Annotated in this window: 17 protein-coding genes; 13 read left to right on the top strand and 4 right to left on the bottom strand. The window is 71.6% G+C overall.

What is annotated here, in order from left to right:
• The first annotated feature begins 9 nt into the window (after positions 1–9).
• From QC818_RS13840 to QC818_RS13820, 5 genes are read left to right on the top strand one after another with little or no spacing between them, the layout of a single operon-like run.
• Positions 10–834: an alkaline phosphatase family protein gene (locus QC818_RS13840; RefSeq protein WP_309653446.1), complete on the top strand. Its 825-nt coding sequence runs from the start codon at positions 10–12 to the stop codon at positions 832–834.
• A complete protein-coding gene (locus QC818_RS13835; protein WP_309653445.1) occupies positions 831–1,664 on the top strand; it encodes an ABC transporter permease in 834 nt (277 codons plus the stop codon). The genes QC818_RS13840 and QC818_RS13835 overlap by 4 nt, the downstream gene beginning before the upstream one ends.
• The gene (locus QC818_RS13830; protein WP_309653444.1) at positions 1,648–2,487 is read left to right on the top strand and encodes an ABC transporter permease; all 840 of its coding nucleotides are present in this window, start codon (positions 1,648–1,650) and stop codon (positions 2,485–2,487) included. Before QC818_RS13835 ends, QC818_RS13830 begins: the two co-directional genes overlap by 17 nt.
• Positions 2,484–3,647, top strand: coding sequence for an ABC transporter ATP-binding protein (locus QC818_RS13825; protein WP_309653443.1), 1,164 nt, complete (start codon positions 2,484–2,486; stop codon positions 3,645–3,647). Before QC818_RS13830 ends, QC818_RS13825 begins: the two co-directional genes overlap by 4 nt.
• Positions 3,644–4,339, top strand: coding sequence for an HAD family hydrolase (locus QC818_RS13820; RefSeq protein WP_309653442.1), 696 nt, complete (start codon positions 3,644–3,646; stop codon positions 4,337–4,339). The genes QC818_RS13825 and QC818_RS13820 overlap by 4 nt, the downstream gene beginning before the upstream one ends.
• Before the next feature lie 12 nt (positions 4,340–4,351).
• Here the strand turns inward: QC818_RS13820 and QC818_RS13815 are convergent, their stop codons facing one another.
• Both QC818_RS13815 and QC818_RS13810 read right to left on the bottom strand, forming a co-directional pair.
• Positions 4,352–4,948: a LysR substrate-binding domain-containing protein gene (locus QC818_RS13815; RefSeq protein WP_309653441.1), complete on the bottom strand. Its 597-nt coding sequence runs from the start codon at positions 4,946–4,948 to the stop codon at positions 4,352–4,354.
• Positions 4,915–5,232 (bottom strand): LysR family transcriptional regulator, encoded by a 318-nt coding sequence (locus QC818_RS13810; protein WP_309653440.1) that lies wholly within the window; start codon positions 5,230–5,232, stop codon positions 4,915–4,917. Before QC818_RS13810 ends, QC818_RS13815 begins: the two co-directional genes overlap by 34 nt.
• Before the next feature lie 110 nt (positions 5,233–5,342).
• Between QC818_RS13810 and QC818_RS13805 the strand changes: the two genes are divergently transcribed.
• The 6 genes from QC818_RS13805 to QC818_RS13780 all read left to right on the top strand — a co-directional run bounded on the left by QC818_RS13805 (position 5,343) and on the right by QC818_RS13780 (position 12,374).
• A complete protein-coding gene (locus tag QC818_RS13805; protein ID WP_309653439.1) occupies positions 5,343–6,782 on the top strand; it encodes an aldehyde dehydrogenase family protein in 1,440 nt (479 codons plus the stop codon).
• Between the two features lie 11 nt (positions 6,783–6,793).
• A complete protein-coding gene (locus QC818_RS13800; RefSeq protein WP_309653438.1) occupies positions 6,794–7,804 on the top strand; it encodes a dipeptidase in 1,011 nt (336 codons plus the stop codon).
• Positions 7,805–7,870: 66 nt separating this feature from the next.
• Positions 7,871–9,463 carry a BCCT family transporter gene (locus QC818_RS13795; RefSeq protein WP_309653437.1) on the top strand — a complete coding sequence of 531 codons (1,593 nt, stop codon included), beginning with the start codon at positions 7,871–7,873 and terminating at the stop codon, positions 9,461–9,463.
• Positions 9,456–11,207 carry a hypothetical protein gene (locus tag QC818_RS13790; RefSeq protein WP_309653436.1) on the top strand — a complete coding sequence of 584 codons (1,752 nt, stop codon included), beginning with the start codon at positions 9,456–9,458 and terminating at the stop codon, positions 11,205–11,207. Before QC818_RS13795 ends, QC818_RS13790 begins: the two co-directional genes overlap by 8 nt.
• A complete protein-coding gene (locus tag QC818_RS13785; protein WP_309653435.1) occupies positions 11,204–11,971 on the top strand; it encodes a DUF3726 domain-containing protein in 768 nt (255 codons plus the stop codon). Before QC818_RS13790 ends, QC818_RS13785 begins: the two co-directional genes overlap by 4 nt.
• A gap of 16 nt (positions 11,972–11,987) precedes the next feature.
• Entirely contained in the window at positions 11,988–12,374 is a 387-nt protein-coding gene (locus tag QC818_RS13780) for a RidA family protein (protein WP_309653434.1), read from the top strand.
• Between the two features lie 40 nt (positions 12,375–12,414).
• On the opposite strand, the gene QC818_RS13775 is transcribed toward QC818_RS13780, so the two are convergent.
• Both QC818_RS13775 and QC818_RS13770 read right to left on the bottom strand, forming a co-directional pair.
• A complete protein-coding gene (locus tag QC818_RS13775) occupies positions 12,415–12,867 on the bottom strand; it encodes a universal stress protein (protein ID WP_309653433.1) in 453 nt (150 codons plus the stop codon).
• A 185-nt stretch (positions 12,868–13,052) separates the two neighbouring features.
• Positions 13,053–13,301 (bottom strand): hypothetical protein, encoded by a 249-nt coding sequence (locus QC818_RS13770; RefSeq protein ID WP_309653432.1) that lies wholly within the window; start codon positions 13,299–13,301, stop codon positions 13,053–13,055.
• 125 nt (positions 13,302–13,426) lie between these two features.
• Between QC818_RS13770 and QC818_RS13765 the strand changes: the two genes are divergently transcribed.
• The gene (locus QC818_RS13765) at positions 13,427–14,227 is read left to right on the top strand and encodes a TlpA disulfide reductase family protein (RefSeq protein ID WP_309653431.1); all 801 of its coding nucleotides are present in this window, start codon (positions 13,427–13,429) and stop codon (positions 14,225–14,227) included.
• A 257-nt stretch (positions 14,228–14,484) separates the two neighbouring features.
• A complete protein-coding gene (gene rapA, locus QC818_RS13760) occupies positions 14,485–17,418 on the top strand; it encodes an RNA polymerase-associated protein RapA (RefSeq protein WP_309653430.1) in 2,934 nt (977 codons plus the stop codon).
• Positions 17,419–17,476: the final 58 nt, after the last annotated feature.

Below are 17,476 nucleotides of genomic sequence, written 5' to 3'. Positions count from 1 at the left end.
GAGTCCGTCATGTCACACCGCGTGATCCTGGTCGTCCTCGACGGCCTCAACCATGCCGTCGGCCGGCATGCCATGGGGCACCTGCATGCCCTGTGCGAGGCCGGCCGCGGCAGCTACCACAGCCTGGAATGCGAGCTGCCCGCCATGTCGCGGCCGCTCTACGAATGCCTGCTCACCGGCGATCGGCCGGTGGATTCCGGGGTGGTCCACAACCAGGTGGTGCGTCGCTCCCGCGGCACGAGCCTGTTCGACCTGGCGGTGCGCCAGGGCCGGCGCACCGCGGCGGCGGCCTACCACTGGGTCAGCGAGCTCTACCTGGCCGCCCCCTTCGACCGCACCCGGCACCGCTTCCACGAGGACGCCGAGAGCGCCATCCAGGCGGGCCTCTTCTACTGGCAGGACCACTACCCCGACGATCACCTGTTCAGCGACGCCGAGGCCCTGCGCCGTCGCCAGGATCCCGACTTCCTGCTGGTGCACAGCATGAACATCGACGACGCCGGCCACCGCCACGGCGGCGACTCGCCCCAGTACCGCAACGCCGCCCGCCACGCCGACATCGCCCTAGCCGACTACCTGCCCGGCTGGCTGGCAGAGGGCTACCAGGTGATGGTCACCGCCGATCACGGCATGAACGCCGACCGCTCCCATTCCGGCACCCTCGTGGAGGAGCGCCGGGTTCCGCTGTGGACCTTCGGCGAGGCCTTCGCCCACCGCCCGGTGGAGCGCCTGGAGCAGACCCGGCTGTGCGGCTCCCTGGCCAGCCTGCTGGGCCTCGGCCACGACAAGCCCCACCACCCCGAGCTGCTGGCCGGCGGGAGCGCGACGTCATGAGCCGCCTCTCCCCCGCGTTGCTGTGGCTCGCGCCCTTCGCGGTGGTCTTCGCGGCCTTCCAGCTGGCGCCGCTGGCCTGGGTCGGCGTGAGCGCCTTCCGGGTCGGCGACGGCTGGGGCCTGGACCACTTCCGGGAGATCGCCGGCTCGCCCTTCTTCCGCCAGGCGATCTGGCGCAGCCTGGAGATCTCGCTGGTCTCGAGCCTGCTGGGCCTGGTCATCGCCACCCTCACCTGCCACAGCCTGACCCGCACCGACGGCCGGCTGCGGCGGCTGATGGTGGCCTTCACCAACATGACCAGCAACTTCGCCGGCGTGCCCCTGGCCTTCGCCTTCATCATCCTGCTGGGCGCCAACGGGGTGCTGACCCTGGCCCTGCAGCGCCTGGGGGTGATCGAGGACTTCAACCTCTACTCGAAGGCCGGGCTGATCGTCATCTACACCTGGTTCCAGATCCCGCTGGGCATCCTGCTGCTGTTTCCCGCCTTCGGCGGCCTGCGCCCGGACTGGCGGGAGGCGGCCAGCCTGCTCGGCGCGGGGCGTCTAGGCTACTGGTGGCACGTCGGCCTGCCGGTGCTGTGGCCGGCCCTGGCCGGCACCCTGACCATCCTGCTGGCCAACGCCATGGGCGCCTATGCCACCGTCTACGCCCTGGTCAACACCAGCTACAACCTGATGACCATCCGCATCGCCAACCTGGTCTCCGGCGACCTCTTCCTGCAGCCGAACCTGGCCAGCGCCCTGGCACTGGTGCTGGTGGCGCTGCTGGCGGTGGTCACCCTGATCCAGCAATGGCTGCTGCGCAGGAGCTACCATGTCGCCGAACGCTGATCTCGCCCTGGCGCGGCCCGGCGCCCGCCGCTTGACCCTGCCCTCCGCCCACGGCCTGGTGGTGGTCGCGGTGTTCACCCTTCTGGCGCTGCCGCTGGTGGCCACCCTGGGCTATGCCCTGGCGGCGAGCTGGGGCGCCAGCCTGCTGCCGGACGCCCTGACCCTGAGGTGGTTCGCCGAGCTGTGGACCACGCCGCGGTTCCTGGCCGCCTTCGCCCGCTCGCTGCTGGTGGCCACCGGCGCCCTGGCGCTATCGCTGGTGCTGGTGGTGCCGGTGGCCTTCCTGGCGCATACCCGCTACCCGCGCCTGGACGCCTGGATGAACGGCCTGATCCTGATGCCCTTCGCGGTGCCACCGGTGGTCTCGTCGGTGGGCCTGCTGCAGCTCTACGCCGGCGGGCCGCTGCCGCTGGTGGGCACGCCCTGGATCCTGATCCCCACCTACTTCACCATCGTGCTGCCCTTCATGTACCGGGCCATCGCCAACGGCCTGCGCGCCATCGACGTGGCGGCGCTTCAGGACGCCGCCCGCCTGCTGGGCGCCGGCCCGCTGCAGGCCTTCTTCCTGGTGGTGCTGCCCAATATCCGGGTCGGGGTGCAGATCGCCATCTTCCTGTCGTTCTCCTTCCTCGCCGGCGAGTTCGTGTTCGCCAACATGCTGGTGGGCACCCGCTTCGAGACCCTGCAGGTCTACCTCAACAACATGCGCGGCGAGAGCGGCCACTTCACCAGCGCCCTGGTCATCACCCTGTTCGCCTTCACCCTGCTGCTGACCTGGCTGGGCAACCGCCAGGCCGGCCATGCCAAGGACACCGCCCCATGACGCCTACCATGACCACCGGCGCCCTGCCCGGCGCCCCCGTGTCGATGCCCTTCACCCGCGACGACGTCCCCGAGCGGGACGGCCTGATCCGGGGCCTGCGGCGCGACCGGCAGGCCGCCCGGGGCTACCTGCGCCTCGAGGGCCTGGCCAAGCGCTTCGGCACCACCCGGGTCTTCGAGGGCATCGACGCCGAGATCGCCCGGGGCGAGTTCGTCACCCTGCTCGGCCCCTCCGGCTGCGGCAAGTCGACCCTGCTCCGCGCCCTCGCCGGCCTGACGCCCCTCGACCGGGGGCGGCTGGTGGTGGACGGCCGGGACATCACGGCGCTGCCGCCCCAGCGGCGCGGCATCGGCATGGTCTTCCAGCACTATGCGCTCTTCCCCAACCTGCGGGTCGAGGACAACGTGGCCTTCGGGCTGCGCATGCAACGGGTGCCCCGGGAGGAGCGCCAGCGCCGGGTCGAGGAGGCGCTGCGCCTGGTGGAGCTCGCCGACCAGGCGCGCAAGTATCCCCACCAGCTCTCCGGCGGCCAGCGCCAGCGGGTCGCCCTGGCCCGCGCCCTGGTGGTCGAGCCGCACATCCTGCTGATGGACGAGCCGCTGTCGGCGCTGGACGCGCGCATCCGCCGTCACCTGCGCGACCAGCTCCGCGACATCCAGCAGAGCCTCGGCCTGACCACCCTGTTCGTCACCCACGACCAGGAGGAGGCCCTGCTGATGTCCGACCGGATCCTGTTGATGCACGAGGGGCGCATCCTCCAGCAGGGCGACGCCGAGGCCCTCTACACCCGGCCGGCGAATCGCCATGCGGCGGGCTTCATGGGACACTACAACCTGCTCGAGGCCGAGCGGGCCCGCCCCCTGGTGGGCCGCCCGAGCGCCGTCCCGCGGATCGCCCTGCGACCGGAGGCGCTCTACCTGGTGCCCGACGAGGACGACGGCCCGGCCCGCGGGACACTTCCCGTGCGTCCGGGCCCGGGCTGCCCGGGCATCATCCGCCGACGCCGGCTGCTGGGCAGCGTCGTGCGCTACGAGGTGGACTGCCAGGGGATGCGCCTGAACGTGGACGAACTCAACCGCAGCACGCGCCACCTGCTGGGCGAGGGAGCCGGGGTGACGGTGCACGCGGATCTGGACGAGGTGCAGGAGCTGGACGCATGAGCGCGACACCCGAGGGGCTGAGCCTGGCCCTGTTCGACCTGGACGACACCCTGCTCGACGGCGACATCACCGGACTGTGGAACCAGTGGCTGATCGAGCGCGGCTGGATCGCCGACGCCGCGACCCACCGCGCGACCTGGGCCGCCCACATGGCCGACTACGCCGCCGGCACCCTGGACTTCGAGGCGCACCTGACCTTCCTGCTGGCGCCCCTGACCGGCCGCCCGGTGCGCGAGGTGGCCCAGGAGGTGACGGCCTGCCTGGAGGCTCGGGTGCTGCCGCGGCTGTTCCCCGGCGGGCGGGCGCGGCTCGACTGGCACCGCCGCCAGGGCCACCGCACGCTGATCATCTCCGCCTCGACGGCCCAGCTGGTCGCCCCCCTGGCCCGGCGGCTGGGCTGCGACGCCGCCCTGGCCACCGACCTGGAGGTGGTCGACGGCCGCTACACGGGCCGGGCGGCGGGCACCCGCACCTTCCGCGACGGCAAGCTGCGCGCCCTCAGCGAATGGCTGGACGGCGCCGCGGTGCGCGAGTCCTGGGGCTATTCGGACTCCCGCAACGACCTGCCGCTGCTCGAGGCCGTGGACCGGCCGCACGCCATCCACCCGGACGCCACCCTGGCGGCGGTGGCCAGGCAGCGCGGCTGGGCGATGCCCTGCTGGCGCGAGGCGGCGCCGGCCGCCCGGGGCTGATCCCCGCCGGACTCAGTCCGCGGCCCGCTCGCCGAGCGCTTCGATCACGAAGGCCTCCATGGCCTGGGCCGCCGGGGACAGGCTGCGGTTCCCGGCGCGCAGCAGGCCCAGCTCGCGCTCCACCCACGGGTCCTCCAGCGGGATGAAGCGCAGCCGCTCGTATTCCTCGGGAAAGGCCAGCCGCGGCAGGGTCGTGATGCCGATCCCCGCCACCAGCATGGCGGTCAGCGAGATCATGTTGGAGATGTCGAAGGCGCTCTGCGCCAGCAGCGGCTCGGCGTCGGTGCCCTCCAGCAGCCGCGAGGTGCCGTTGCGGATCAACACCTGCCCCTGCAGCGCCTCCCAGCCCAGCGCCGCCTGGTCCGCCAGGGGGTGGTCATCCCGGCATACCACGCCCACGGCATCGCGCATCAGCGGGGTGAAGGCCAGGTCGTCGTCCCGCTGCCAGAGGCTGGTGATCCCCAGCTCGACCTCGCCGCCGGCGACCAGGCGGCGGACGAAGTCGGCGTTGCCGTCCTGCAGGCTGACCTTTAGCGCCGGATAGCGCAGGATGAAGTCGTTGAGCAGCCGCGGCATCAGGCGGCTGGCCACCGAGGGCACCGCCGCCATGTCGACATGGCCGGCCTGCTTCTGGACCTGGGCTCCCGGCTCAGGCGGTCGTGCTGGTTGATCAGCTCCCGGAAACGCGGCAGGCAATAGGCCCCGAAGGGCGTGAGGGTCGCCTTGCCGCCCTTCTCGAACAGCGGCTCGCCCAGGCGCTGCTCCAGCTCGCGCACCGCCATGGAGACCGCCGGCTGGGTGCGATGCAGCTGGCGAGCGGCGGCATGGAAGCCGCCGGCGTCGACGATGGCCAACACATAGCGCAGGGGTTGGATCTTGAGTTCCGGCAGCATGGCGCCTCCCCGTCGATGGTAAGAAAACCTGATCATCGAATCTTTATTATTGATTATCCTTATATTGGGCCCTCGCCTAGCATGACGGCAACGTCTCACAGGAGGTCCCCATGTCCCACGTTCATTCTCTCTACATCGACGGCACCTGGATCGACGGCCAGGGCAGCGTCACCAACCTCAACCCCTCCGACACCCGCGACGCGATCGGCGAGTATGCCCAGGCCGATGTCGCCCAGGTGGGCGAGGCCATCGCCGCGGCCCAGCGCGGCCTGGCCGAATGGCGCCACAGCGGCCTCGAACAGCGCTACGGCGTGCTGATGGCCATCGGCGACGAGCTGATCGCCCGCAAGGACGAGCTCGGCCGCCTGCTCGCCCGGGAGGAGGGCAAGGCGCTGGCCGAGGGCGTCGGCGAGGTCTATCGCTCCGGCCAGTTCTTCCACTACTACGCCGCCGAGGTGCTGCGCCAGATCGACGAGCGGGTCGACTCCGTGCGCCCGGGCATCGAGGTCGACACCCGCCGCGAGCCGGTGGGCGTGGTGGGCATCATCAGCCCCTGGAACTTCCCCATGGCCACCGCGGTGTGGAAGATCGCCCCGGCGCTGGCCTTCGGCAACGCGGTGATCTTCAAGCCGGCCAACCTGGTGCCGGCCAGCGCCTGGGCGCTGACCGAGATCATCAGCCGCCAGGCGCTGCCCGCCGGCACCTTCAACCTGCTGATGGGCCCGGGTTCGAGCGTCGGCGACGCGCTGATCTCGAGCCCCGAGATCGATGCCCTGAGCTTCACCGGCTCCCTGGACGTGGGCCGCCGCGTGGCCGCCGCCACCGCCGGCAACCTGGTCAAGTGCCAGCTGGAGATGGGCTCCAAGAACGCCCTGATCGTCGCCGACGACGCCGACCTGGACCTGGCCGTGGAGGCCGCCTTCGCCGGCGCCTACTCCGGCACCGGCCAGAAGTGCACCGCCTCCTCGCGCCTCATCGTCACCGAGGCGGTCCACGACGCCTTCGTCGACAAGCTGATCGACAAGCTGAAGACGGTCCGGGTCGGCCACGCCCTGGAGGACGGCGTGCACATCGGCCCCGCCGTGGACGCCCGCCAGCTGGAGTCCAACCTGGCCTGGGTCGAGCGCGCCCGCGCCGACGGCGCCACCCTGGCCTTCGGCGGCGAGCGCCTGGAGCGCGACACCGACGGCTTCTTCATGGCCCCGACGCTGTTCGTCGACACCACCAACGACATGGCCATCAACCGCGAGGAGGTGTTCGGCCCGATCGCCTGCGTGATCAAGGTCCGCGACTACGAGGAGGCGATCGCCACCCTCAACGACACCCACTTCGGCCTCACCGCCGGCATCATCACCGACTCCCTGAAGCTCGCCAGCGACTTCAAGGCTCGCGCCGAGACCGGCTGCGTGATGGTCAACCTGGCCACCGCCGGCACCGACTATCACGTGCCCTTCGGCGGCCGCAAGGATTCCAGCTTCGGGCCCCGGGAACAGGGCCGCTACGCCCGCGAGTTCTACACCGTGGTCAAGACCTGCTACGTCAAGGCCTGAGGAGGCGCCCCATGTCCCAGGAAATGCCGATCGTCGACGGCCTGCAGTACTCCAACTGGTCGCGGAAGATCTTCGAGCAGATGCGCGAGGGCGGCGTCGACGCCGTCCACGCCACCCTGGTCTATCACGAGAACACCCGCGAGACCCTGTCGCGCCTGGGCGAGTGGAATCGCCGCTTCGAGGCCCATGGCGACCTGATCATGCCGGTGCGGCAGGCGGGCGACATCGAGCGCGCCCGCCAGGCCGGCAAGGTGGGCATCTTCCTCGGCGCCCAGAACTGCTCGCCCATCGAGGACGACATCGACATGGTCGCGGTGATGCGCGACCTGGGGCTGCTGATCATGCAGCTGACCTACAATAACCAGAGCCTGCTGGCCTGCGGCTGCTACGAGGCCGAGGACAGCGGCATCACCCGCTTCGGCCGCCAGGTGATCCGCGAGATGAACCGGGTGGGCATGGTCATCGACATGTCCCACAGCGCCGAACGCTCGACCCTGGAGGCCGTGGAGCTCTCCGAGCGGCCGGTGATCATCTCCCACGCCAACCCGGCCTCCTTCCATCCGGCCAAGCGCAACAAGTCGGACAGGGTGCTGGCGGCGATCGCCGAGTCCGGCGGGCTGCTCGGCTTCTCGGCCTACCCCTTCCACCTCAAGAACGGGCCGGACTGCAGCCTCGAGGACTTCTGCGACATGATCGCCCGCACCGCCGACCTGATGGGCATCGAGCACATCGGCATCGGCACCGACCTGTGCCAGGCCCAGCCCACCTCGGTGCTGGAATGGATGCGCAACGGCCGCTGGTCGAAGGAGATGGACTACGGCGAGGGCAGCAAGGCCAACGCCGACTGGCCCCGCCCGCTGCCTTGGCTGCGAGACAGCCGCGACTTCCCCAACCTGATCGCGGGCCTGCGCCGGCGCGGCTTCGACGAGGCCTCGATCCGGCGCGTCATGGGCCAGAACTGGATCGAGCTGCTGGAACGCGCCGCCGTCCCGGCCGCGGCGACCGAGGAGGCCGCCGCCTGACGCTCCGCCCCGCCATCGGACAACAACAAAGGCCCCCGAAGGGGGCCATCCGCAGAGGCCAACGACATGACACAACACAATATCGCCACCCCGGCGGCCGCCGAGGCGCCGCGGGAGCACCGCCTGGGCGACCCCATCGTGCTGACCCTCAGCGTGGGGTTCATCCTGCTGTTCGTCGCCCTGTCGCTGTATGACATCGACATGGTGGCCGGCGCCATCGGCGCCGGCTTCGCCTGGACCGCCGCCACGCTCGGCTCCTACTTCCAGCTGCTGCTGCTGCTGACCTTCTTCATCGGCATCGGCGTGGCCTTCTCCCCCGCCGCCAGCGCCAAGATCGGCAACCGCGCCACCCCGGAGATCAGCACCTTCAAGTGGCTGTCGATCATCATGTGCACCCTGCTGGCCGGGGGCGGCGTGTTCTTCGCCGCCGGCGAGCCGGTCTACCACTTCGTGGTCACGCCGCCGGCGTTCTCCACCGAGGCCGGCACGCCCGAGGCGGTCGCCGGCGCCCTGGCCCAGTCCTTCATGCACTGGGGCTTCCTGGCCTGGGCGGTGCTCGGCTCGCTGACCGCGGTGGTGCTGGCCCACTCCCACTACGACAAGGGCCAGCCGCTGCAGCCCCGCACCCTGCTCTACCCGGTGCTCGGCGAGCGGGTCATGGCGGGCTGGTTCGGCGGCGTGGTCGACGCCCTGTGCGTGATCGCCGTGGTCGCCGGCACCGTGGGCCCGATCGGCTTCCTGGCCACCCAGGTGAGCTTCGGCCTGCACGAGCTGTTCGGCGTCTCCGAGGGCTACGGCACCCAGCTGGTGATCCTGGTGGCCCTGGCCGGGGTCTACGTGACCTCGGCGGTGACCGGCATCCATCGCGGCATCCAGCTGCTCAGCCGCTTCAACGTCTTCCTGGCGCTGGCCATCGCCGCGGTGATCTTCGTCTTCGGCCCCACGCTGTTTCTCACCAACGCCTACACCCAGGGCGTCGGCGAGTACCTGACCTCCTTCTTCGCCATGGCCACCATGACCGCCGAGACGGCGCCCGACTGGTGGATGCAGTGGTGGACGGTGTTCTTCTTCGCCTGGTTCATCGGCTACGGCCCGCTGATGGCGATCTTCGTGGCGCGCATCTCCCGGGGGCGCACCATCCGCCAGATGATCCTGGCCGTGGCGGTGATGGCGCCGATCGCCACCACCGTCTGGTTCACCCTGCTCGGCGGCTCCGGCATCCACTACCAGCTGACCGGCGCCATCGACCTGACCGAGGCGCTCAACAACTTCCAGTTCGACGTGGCCACCCTGACCGTGGCTCAGGCGCTGCCCGGCGGCACCCTGATGGCGCTGGCCATCCTGGTGCTGACCACCATCTTCGTCGCCACCACCGGCGACTCCATGAGCTATGCCATCGCCGTGGTGGGCTCCGGCCACGACCGCCCCAGCACCCTGGTGCGCGCCTTCTGGGGCATCGCCATGGCGCTGATGGCGGGCATCCTGCTGTACATGGGCGCCGGGCAGATCAGCGTGCTGCAGCAGTTCATCGTGCTCACCGCCATCCCGGTGTCGCTGGTGCTGCTCCCGTCCCTGTGGACCGGCCCCCAGGCCGCCTATGCCATGGCCCGTGCCCAGGGCCTGTCCACGCGCCGCAAGCTGGAGCAAGCGCATGACTGAGTTCGCCTACCCGACCGCCGCTCCGGTGCCGCTGCGCCCCGCCGAGGAGGTCATGGACCTGGAGCGGCTGGGCAGCCTGCCGGCCAGCCGCCTGAGCTTCGTGCGCAGCCTGGTCCGCCAGATGGCCCGCCAGCGCTGGCAGATCAGCCGCGCTCGCTTCGACCTGGACGCCCAGGGGCACGGCATCGCCATCTATCGGCTGCAGACGCCCCAGGGCCGCTATCACGGCGTGATCTTCTCCCAGCACCTGGAGCCTGAACAGCGCTCCGACCGGGTGATCGCCCAGGCCTGGGACGTCACCTTCGGGGTGGTCGAGGGCGACGTGGACGACGCCCTGCTCGAGCAGATGGCCGCCAACGTGCCGCTGCAGGAGGCCGGGCGCCAGCACCCGCGGCTGCTGGTGCTGTCCCGGGCCAACCGCAGCCTGCGCAACTTCGCCCACTTCGTGGAGGCGCTGTCCGCCGGCGAGCAGCCCGACCCGGCCTGGCTGACCCGGGTCGGCTACCTCTACCGGACCACGGCGGTCTACGGCAACGGCAAGTTCGGCATCGCCGACTTCGTGCGCCTTCAGGACAACCCCGACTTCCAGCGCCCCTTCTCGGCCCAGATGCTGGCGGTCTACCTGCTGCGCCACTTCTCCATCGAGCAGGTGGAGCATATCGCCCGCCGCCGGGCCCCCGAGACCGCGGTGCCCATGGCCACCGAGCTGCGCCGCTACCTGGGCATCGGCAACTCCACCGGGCTCGGCATGGCGCCCTTCCTGATCAATCACCCCCAGCTGATCCAGCAGTGGGTGACCTGTCGGGAGACCGCCCTGTCCCTGGCCCTGGCGCAGACGCCGGACGAGGACAGCCGCCGTCGGCTGATCGCCCTGACCCGGCGCGCCATGCGCCACCTGTCCCAGACGGTGGCCGAGGACGCCGACCAGGGCGCGCGCAACGCCGCCGTCGTGGTGGCCCTGCCGGAGGTCATCGCCTGGCTCGAGGAGGTGCCGCTGGAGCCGGACCTCTGGCAACAGCTGGTGGCCTGGAGCGCGCGCACCCTGCCCCTGGAGGCCCAGGAGCTGGTCAACACCCTGCTGATCGAGCTCTACCCGGAGCGGGTCGACCCGCTGGAGGACCGGATGGGCACCGAGGAGGGGCTGGAGCTGACCCCGGACATGCCGCTGGTGCGCCTCAAGCAGCTGATCGAGACCCACTACGACTGGGCCCTGGCCGAGGACTTCGAGCGCCCCGAGGCCTGTCACTGGTTCTGGTATCGCTCCGCCGAGAAGGAGGAGCCGCGGCTCGGCGTGCGCGGCGAGGAGCCCGGCTCCGAGAAGGAGCTGCCGCTGGCCATCGCCCCCCGGGTCCACCACACCCACGGGGTGCTCTCCGAGTTCCTGGAGGCCAACCCCCGCGCCCTGGTGGTGGAGTTCCTGATCGCCCACCCCCGGCATAAGGATATCGTGCGCCGCATCCAGACCATGGTGGAGACGCCCTACGGCGAGATCCGCGCCAACCTCTGGCACCGGGACATGAAGCCCATGCACCTACTGCGCACCAAGCTGGCCTTCTTCGGCGCCAGCCGCTTCGATCCCAAGTCGGATCGCTGGGTACGCATCACCCTCTTCCAGGGCGCGCCCCTGGTCGAGGAACTCAACGCCGAGCCCCGGGACCTGGCCGACTTCGACGACTGGAGCTTCCCGCTGGAGCCCGAGGGCATCGGGCAGGCACAACCGCAAGGCGCAGGAGAGGCATCATGAAGGCGTCCTACAACGAGCTGCAGGGCCTGTGTCGCAAGGCCTTCATCGGCATGGGCTTCGAGGAGGGCGACGCGGCGGACGCCGCCGACATGGTCGCCTGGATGCAGTGCTTCGGCCTCGGCGGCCTCGCCGCCCTGAACCGCGGCCTGGACTTCCTGCTCGACGAGGATCCCGACGAGCTGCCCAGCGTGCTCTACCAGGACGGCGACCTGGCGGTGATCGACGGCCATGGCCAGAGCGTGCTGAGAAGCTCCACCCTGGCCCTGGAACTCGGCTTCGCCAAGGCCCGGGCCCGGGGCCTCTCGGTGACCAAGATCCGCCACTGCCACAACCGCCAGCTGATCATGGGCTACCTGGCTCGGCTGGCCGGCCGCGGCATGAACGTCACCGCCTTCTGGCGCAACGTCCAGCAGCCGCTGACCGAGCAGGTGGTGGGCTTCCGGGCCAACGGCTCGGCGCCGGAGATCCGCGTCTACGCGGTGCAGGAGGTGCCGGAGGAGAACGAACCCAACGACGGCATCACCCTGGTGATGGCCAACCACGTGGACCTGCTGCCGGCGATGCGCTCCGACTACCGCTACGACCTGCTGGCGCGCCACGACGAATCGGACCTGCTGGCCTGCCGCAACCAGGCACTGAAAGAGGGCATCGAGGTCGACGAGGCCGTCTGGGAACGCCTCAAGCACCTCGCCACCCGCATGCTGGTGGAGGCCACCGACGCCTCCCGCGAGGGCGCCGGTGCCGGCACCCACGACAACGACTGAGACGAGACACCGAGCGATGATTCACCCCGTAAGCACCGATCTCTTCGCCGCCAAGGCGCCCCTGGAATGGGCCGTCGTCGGCAACGGCATCCTGTTCACCGCCCAGATCCCCATCGGCGCCGATGGCCAGGTGGTGGAAGGCGGCATCGAGGCCCAGACCCGCCAGACCCTGGACAACCTGATCCACACCCTGGAGAAGGCGGGCGCCGGCCCGGAGGCGCTGACCCAGGTGCTGATCTACGTCACCGCCCGGGAGGACCTGGCCACGGTCAACCGGGTCTACGCCGAGTACGTGCGCGAGCCCTACCCCAACCGGGCGGCCATCATCGTCTCCGGCTTCGCCCGGGAGGAGATGCGCGTCGAGATGGTGGCCTACGCCGCCGTCGACCCGGGCGCCGACTGAAGGGGCGGGCGCCCCGCCAGGAGGCTCCCCGCGCCGGCGCTCAGGCCACGGTGATGACCGTGCAGTCGGCGACGTGACTGACCTTGTGGGAGACGCTGCCGACCAGCATGCCGCGGATATCGCTCAGCCCGCGGCTGCCCATGACGATGGCGTCGACGCCGAACTTGCGGGCCTCGTCGACGATGCAGTGAGCCGGCGGGCCCTGGCGGATCAGCGCCTCCACGTCGAGCCCCTCCAGGTCGACCCGGTCGCGCACCCGCTTCAGGGCCTGTTCGGCGTCCTGGCGCATCGCGGCGGCCAGCTTCTCGCGATCCTCCTCGGTGAAGGGCTCCGGGGTGCCGCCGGTGAACAGCCCCATGTTGCCGGGCGGGAACTCGGCGACGGCGAGCAGGATGAGGCGGGTCGAGGCGCCCCTGGCCAGCTGGGCGGCCACGCCCAGGGCCTTGGCGGAGTGGGCGGAGCCATCGACGGGCACGAGCAGCGACTGGTACATGGTGATCCCCTGGCGGACGACGAGACGGGAGGGCCGGGCCCGCCCGATGGCCTGCGGTCGCGGCGGCCGAGGGTGGCCGCTCACGACCCCGATCGCCCCGGCCGGCACGCCCGCCGGGGCCCTGTCATCAGCCTAGCCGCTTGCGGCCGGCGGGCCAGCATCCGGGCGCGCCGGCTTGATCCCGATCAAGCCCCGGGGCAGTCGTCGTCGCCCTCGGCCAGGCGCCGTGCCCGGGCCTTGCGAGCCTTGTTGCGCCGGTACAGCCGCACCAGGGCGATCCACAGGGCGGCGGCCACCATGGCGGCCAGGGTCCAGCCCTGCCAGGGACGCGCCGCATCGCCGAGCACGGTCTCCAGGGTGATGATGAGGATGAAGCCGAGGGCCTGGCTGGCGATGGCCAGGGCCCGCAGGGTATCGAAGGCCTGTCGTGCCATGAGCGCTCCCGCTGGCAAGCTGCCGGATGACAGCCCCGCCGGCCGGCAGTAGGCTTGGCGGGACGAAGTCGCCCAGTGTACCCGGTCCGGCATCACGCGCCGACCCTCCCGAGAGATCTCCCGCCATGGACGCCATCGCCCTGGGGCCCGTGCTGCTGCCGCTGCCCCGCCTCTACGCCCTCGCCTGCGCCCTGCTGCTGCTCGCCGCCAGTGCCTTCCTGCTCGGCCTGCCCCGGGCGCGGCACGCGCGCTGGTTCAACGGCCTGGTGATCGCCTGGCTGGTCGGCGCCCGGCTGGGGCATGTCGCCCTGAATCTCGCCGCCTACCAGGCCGCGCCCCTGGACGTCCTCAAGCTCTGGCAGCCGGGCTATCAGGGCGTCGCCGGCCTGCTGGCGGCGATGGCCTGGAGCGCCTGGACGCTGCGCGACCGCCTCGGCGCCCTGCTCGGCGCCCTGGGGCTGAGCCTCGGGGCCTCGCTGCTGTGGCTGGCGCTGGCGATCTGGTCGCCGCTGGGGGGCGGCCCGGCCCTGCGCGAGCTGCCGCCGCTGGCGCTGGAGAACCTCGACGGCGAGACGGTCCGGCTGGACGAGCTGGCCGGCGAGCGCGTGATCCTCAACCTCTGGGCCACCTGGTGTCCACCCTGCCGCCGCGAGCTGCCGCTGCTGGCCGAGGCCGACGCCCGGGACGATGTCACCGTGGTGGTGATCAACCAGGGCGAGGCGCTGCTGCCGGTCGCCCGCTACCTCGACGAGCGGGGGCTGGCCTTCGCGCACGCCCTGCTCGATCCCCGCCAGTCGCTGATGGTGGAAAGCGAGGCGCCGGGGCTGCCCACCACCCTGCTGTTCGACGCCCGGGGCCGGACGCGCGCCCAGCACGTGGGCGAGCTGACCCGGGCGACCCTGGACGGCTGGCTGGACGAGCCATGACCACCCGCCAGGGCCCGCATGGCGCCGGCCCCGGCGGCTTGGGACGGCCCGGTGACGACGACTGAGCGCGCCCCGCCTCGCGCCAGGCTCGGACGCCGCGCTCCGCGTCGCCGATGCCCGACCGGGCCGCGAGCCACGATTGCCCCGGCCAGCCCTTAAGCCGCGCCGGGGATTGCTGTAAGATACCGCGCCCTGTCGCCGAGGGCCGGGCGTGGCCAGCGGCGCGAGACCAGATCCCCAGCATCCCCCGAGGCACCATGAGCGACTTCTCTCCCGGCCAGCGCTGGATCAGCGATGGCGAGGCCGAACTCGGCCTGGGTACCATCCTCAACTGCGACGCCCGCAGCGTCACCGTCCTCTTCGGCGCCAGCCAGGAAACCCGCACCTACAGCAGCCAGCACGCCCCCCTGACCCGGGTGGTCTTCGGCAGCGGCGACCGCATCCAGTGCGCCGAGGGCTGGCTGATGACCGTGGACGACAGCAAGGAGGCCGGCGGCCTGATCGTCTACATCGGCGAGGACGACCAGGGCGAACTGTGCGAGCTGCCGGAGTCGCGGCTCGCCGACACCATGCAGTTCGACCAGGCCCGCGACCGGCTGCTGACCGGCCAGGTCGACCGCAACGACTGGTTCGACCTGCGCTTCCGCACCCTGCACCACCATCATCGCGTCGAGCAGAGCCCGGCGCTGGGCCTCGCCGGCCCGCGCATCGACCTGATCCCCCACCAGCTCTACATCGCCGACGAGGTCGCCCGCCGCCAGGCGCCCCGGGTGCTGCTGGCCGACGAGGTGGGCCTGGGCAAGACCATCGAGGCCGGCCTGATCCTGCACCGGCTGCTGCTGGCCGGCCGCGCCGAGCGGGCGCTGATCCTGGTGCCGGCGAGCCTGACCCACCAGTGGCTGGTGGAGCTGCTGCGCCGCTTCTCGCTGGAGGTCACCCTGCTCGACGAGCGCCAGAGCGAGGCCCAGGGCCCCGGCAACCCCTTCGAGGCCGGCCAGCTGGTGCTGGCCAGCCAGGACTGGCTGTTCGCCAACCCCCACCGCCAGGCCCAGGCCGAGGCCTGTGACTGGGACCTGCTGATCGTCGACGAGGCCCATCACCTGGAGTGGTCGGAGGACGAGGTCGGCCCCGGCTACGCCTGCGTCGAGCGCCTGGCCGGCGCCGTGCCGGGCATGCTGCTGCTCACCGCCACCCCGGAGCAGATGGGCCAGGCCAGCCACTTCGCGCGCCTGCGCCTGCTGGACCCGGACCGCTACCACAGCCTGGCCGTCTTCCAGGAAGAGGAGCGCCACTACGTCGAGGTCGCCGCCGCCATCGACGCCCTGGAGCGCCTGCCCGGCGAGCCCGCGGATCGCGAGGCGGTGACCGCGGTGATCGACGACCCGGACAGCGCCGCCCTGCTGGATACCCTGGCCGACGACGAGCGCGACGACGCCCAGCGAGCCGCGGCCCGGGGCCAGCTCCGCGAGCAACTGCTCGATCGCCACGGCACCGGGCGGGTGATGTTCCGCAACAGCCGCCGACACGTCGGCGGCTTCCCCGAGCGGCGCCTGCACGTCGAGCGCCTCGAGCTGCCCTCGTCCTATCGGCGGGTGCTGCGCCGCCTGGCCCGTGACGAGGACTACCTGGACGAGCTGCTGATCGAGACCGGCCTCGACCATCCCGACGTGCTGGTCTACCTGGACGCCATGTACCGGGCGCTGGCCGACGACCCGCTCAACGCCGAGCCCTGGTGGCAGCTCGACCCCCGCGTGACCTGGCTGCTCGAGCGCCTGACCGGGCTCGGCGACGACAAGGTCCTGGTGATCGCCCACGACCGGGAGACCGCCGAGGGGCTGGCCGAGGGCCTGCGGGTGCTGGGCGGGGTGCACGCCCCGGTGTTCCACGAGGACCTGTCGCTGGTGGAGCGCGACCGCGCGGCGGCGGCCTTCGCCGACGACGAGGAGGGCTGCCAGGTGCTGGTGTGCTCGGAGATCGGCTCCGAGGGCCGCAACTTCCAGTTCTGCCGCCACCTGGTGATGTTCGACCTGCCGCTGAACCCGGACCTGCTGGAACAGCGCATCGGCCGCCTAGACCGCATCGGCCAGCGCCACGCCATCGAGCTCCACGTGCCGGTGTTCGCCGGCAGCCCCGGCGAGCAGCTGCTGCGCTGGTACCGGGAGGGCATGGACGCCTTCAGCGCGCCCCACGGCCTGGGCGGCGAGCTCTACGAGGCCTTCGGCGACGACCTGGCCGACGCCCTGCTCGACGAGGAGAGCCTCGACGAGGTGATCGCCGAGACCCGAGCGCTGTTCGATGCCCGCCTGGCCGAGCGCGACGCCGGGCGCAACCGCCTGCTGGAGCTCAACGCCTGCCGGCCGGAGCGGGCCCAGGCCGTCGTCGAGGCGGTCCGCGAGCAGGACGCGGACCGGGCCCTGCCCCGCTACGTCGACCAGGCGCTGGACATCTTCGGCGTCGACGCCCGGGACCTGGGCGGCGACATCCAGCACCTGACGCCCAGCCCGCAGATGCTCGACGGCCTGCCGGGCCTGGTGAAGGGCGAGGACGGCTTCCCGGTGACCTTCTCCCGCGAGCGGGCGCTGGCCCGGGACGACGTCCAGCGGCTGACCTGGGAGCATCCGCTGGTCCGCGAGATGATGGGCCGCATCCTGGGCGGCAACATGGGCAATACCGCCCTGGCGCTGCTCAAGCATCCGGCCATTCCCGGCGGCCGGCTGATGACCGAGCTGGTGTTCCGCACCCACTGCCCGGCGCCCAAGCGGCTGCACCTCAACCGCTTCCTGCCGCCCACCGCGGTGCGGGTGCTGCTCGACGAGTCCGGCGCCAACCTCACCGCCAAGGTCTCCTTCAGCGGGCTCTCCAAGAACCTGCAGAAGGTCAAGAAGGCCGTGGCCCGGGACCTGATCAAGAGCCGCCACGACCAGCTGCGCGACCTGCTGGACCGTGCCGAGGCCGAGGCCGAGCGGGAGCTGCCGAGCATCGTCGAGGCCGCCCAGGCCCGCATGCGCGAGACCCTGGACGCCGAGCTGACGCGCCTGGAGGCCCTGGCCCGGCGCAACCCCGCGGTGCGCGAGGCGGAGCTCGCCGCCCTGCGCGAGGAGCGCGCCGCCCTGGACGCCGCCATCGAGGGCACCCGGCTGCGCCTGGACGCGGTGCGGGTGATCGTCACCATCGACGAGAATTCCCGCTAGGCCCGCGCTCCCTCGCACGGCCATACCAGGAGCCCCCGCCGGCGGCATGCCGGCGGGG

The sequence above is a fragment of the Halomonas koreensis genome, assembly GCF_031451675.1.
Taxonomy (GTDB): domain Bacteria; phylum Pseudomonadota; class Gammaproteobacteria; order Pseudomonadales; family Halomonadaceae; genus Halomonas; species Halomonas koreensis.
Note: the sequence above shows the minus strand (reverse complement) of the source record. Positions and strands in the feature narration are given on the sequence as shown.